This is a genomic window from Streptomyces sp. TRM64462 (genome assembly GCF_013362995.1).
In the GTDB taxonomy this organism is placed as follows: Bacteria; Actinomycetota; Actinomycetes; order Streptomycetales; family Streptomycetaceae; genus Streptomyces.
Map to the genome: position 1 here is coordinate 1 of NZ_JABWDV010000192.1, position 2,528 is coordinate 2,528.

Genomic DNA, 2,528 nt, shown 5'->3' on the forward strand with positions numbered 1-2,528 from the left:
GTGACGTACGCCGTGCAGAACCAGTGGAGCGGTGGCTTCACCGCGCAGGTCACGGTACGGAACACGGGCACGGCCCCGGTCGACGGCTGGCGCGTCGGCTGGACCTGGCCGTCGGGGCAGAGCGTCACGCAGGCGTGGAACGCCGCGGTCGGCCAGTCGGACGCGGCGGTGACGGCCGCGAACGTCGCGTACAACAGCGTCATCCCGGCCGGCGGCACGGTGACGTTCGGCTTCAACGGCGCCTGGTCCGGGGCCAATACGGCACCGGCGGCGTTCACGCTGAACAGCGCGGACTGCACGGCCGGCTAGCCTGCCCGGGCGATCGACGAAGAAGCGATGTGGTCTGAGGACCACGCGGGACGCGCCATGGGCCCGCACGTGACGCGCCACGGCCGGTGCGTGGCGCGTCACGGCCGGTGTGTCAGGCGCCGCCGGGGCGGGGCGGCCGGTGGCCGAGCAGGCCCTGGGCCTCCAGCTCGGCGTGCACGAGACGGGCGTACTCGGTGGCCCCGCGCTCCGAGGTGTGCGTGTTGTCCCGCTTCTCGGTGGTCAGGTACAGGGCCTTGGACTCCTCGGGGCCGAGTTCCTCGACGCGCGCCTTGGTGAGGGCGGTGAGGTCGACCAGCGGCGTGCCCAGCTCTGCGGCGAGGGCGCGGATCTCGGCGGGGTGGTTCACGCCGAGGCCGTTGACGAGGAGGGCGATGTCGTTGTCCAGGGTGCCGTCGCGGTTGAACCAGCGGCGGACGATGGGGGTGACGAGGACCGGTCGGCCGCCCTCCGCCCGTATGCCGTCGACGAGCGCGGTGAGGTTGGCGCGGTAGGTGGCGGCGTCGGTCTGCTTGTCGTTGTGCGCGAGCTGGACGAGGACGAGGTCGCCGGGGCGGATCCGGGCGCGGACCCGGTCGAACAGCGCCGGGTTGGCGAGGTAGCTGACCGTGGACTCGCCGGAGTCGGCGTGGTTGGCGACGGCGGTGCCCCGGCCGAGGAGCTGGGGAAGCCGCTGGCCCCAGCCGGTGTACGGCTCCCCCGGCTGGTCGCACACGGTCGAGTCGCCGATCAGCACGAGCTGCCGGGCCCTGGGCGCCGGCGTGACCCGGATCGCGTCGAGCGCCGGGGCGGGCCCGCCGAACCTGAGGTCCAGGCCGGGTGAGCCGTCCGGTCCGGTCGGTTCGCCCTCCGGGGTGCGGACGTCGACGGTGAACGACCGGGTGACGCGCTCCCCCGCCCCGGTGGCCGTCTCCGGCAGCAGGGCGCGGCGGGTCTCACCGGTGACGGAGGTGGCGGCGGCGGTGTCCCCGCCGAGCGTGACCGTCACGTCGTACGTGCCGGGCGTCACGGGGAAGTGGCAGGTGAGGGCGGCGGGGCCGGTGCCGGTGTCCGTGCCGTCGGTGCAGTGCCGGAGGCCCTGCCCGTACGGTCCCGATGCGTACGCGGGTGCGGCCGCCGGAAGGGTGGTCGCGAGTGCGGCGACGGCGGTCGTGAGCAGGGCGAGGCTTCTCACGCGGGCGCCGGTGCGGGCGCCTGTGTCGGTGTGGGACATGTGCGGGGGGTGTCTCCTCATGTGCGGTCCGCGACGGGGATGCCGAAGTCCGGGGTGCCGTCGGCCTTCCAGCCGAGGCGCTGGATGCGGGTGTGCCGGTTGGGGTCGTGCAGCGGGTCGCCGGTGATGTCCTTGTACTGGCGCGCGTGGTAGACGAGGACGTCGGTGCGGCCGTCCTCGGCGACGGTGAAGGAGTTGTGGCCCGGCCCGTACTGCTTGGTGGAGTCGTTGCTGGTGAAGACCGGTGTCGGTGACTTCGTCCAGGACGCCGGGTCCATCAGGTCGCTGTCGGCGTCGGCGGTGAGCAGGCCGAGGCAGTAGTTGCTGTCCGTGGCGCTGGCCGAGTACGTCATGAAGACGCGGCCGTTGCGCCGGATGAAGGCGGCGCCCTCGTTGACCTTGAAGCCGATGCACTCCCAGTCGTACTCGGGTGTGGTGAGCCGCACCTGGGGGCCGGTCAGGGTCATCGGGTCGGCCATGCGGGACAGGAAGACGCCGGTGTTGTTGTCCATGCCGGGCTCGTGCTGCGCCCAGGCGAGGTAGCGGTCTCCGCGGTGGGTGAAGGTGGTGGCGTCGAGCGAGAAGGTGTCCCAGGCGGTGGTGATGCGTCCCTTCTCGGTCCAGGTGCCCTGGAAGGGGTCCGGGGACGCGTTCTCCAGTACCCACATGCGGATGCGCCAGATGTCGTGCGCGGGCGCGGCGGCGAAGTAGATGTACCAGCGGCCGTCGATGTGGTGGATCTCGGGGGCCCAGATGTGGGCGCCCATGTCGCCGCTGGTGTGCTTGCGCCAGATGACCGCCTCGTCGGCCGTGGCGATGCCGTGCAGGGTGCGGGAGCGGCGCAGGATGATCCGGTCGTACTCGGGGGCGGTCGCAGTGAAGTAGTAGCGGCCGTCGGTGTGGCGGTGGATGTGCGGGTCGGCGCGGTTGCGGACGAGCGGGTTGTCGTACGGGCGGCCCGGCAGCGCGCCCGGTGCTTGCGCGGCCG

At 72.7% G+C, this 2,528-nt stretch carries 3 protein-coding genes; 1 reads left to right on the plus strand and 2 read right to left on the minus strand.

Features of this window, described 5'->3' with window-relative positions; genetic code table 11:
• Window positions 1–309, plus strand: a 309-nt coding sequence (locus HTZ82_RS08890) for a cellulose binding domain-containing protein (protein WP_175408763.1), incomplete at its 5' end; no start/stop codon positions are given.
• Between the two features lie 112 nt (window positions 310–421).
• Here the strand turns inward: HTZ82_RS08890 and HTZ82_RS08895 are convergent.
• Window positions 422–1,540 carry a rhamnogalacturonan acetylesterase gene (locus HTZ82_RS08895; RefSeq protein WP_175408764.1) on the minus strand — a complete coding sequence of 373 codons (1,119 nt, stop codon included), beginning with the start codon at window positions 1,538–1,540 and terminating at the stop codon, window positions 422–424.
• Between the two features lie 17 nt (window positions 1,541–1,557).
• Window positions 1,558–2,528: family 43 glycosylhydrolase (locus tag HTZ82_RS08900; protein ID WP_175408765.1), on the minus strand; the 971-nt coding region annotated here is incomplete at its 5' end.

Excerpts from the sequence above, each read along its gene's own strand:
- HTZ82_RS08895 (WP_175408764.1), bottom strand. The coding sequence starts at position 1,540 with ATGTCCCACACCGACACAGGCGCCCGCACCGGCGCCCGCGTGAGAAGC.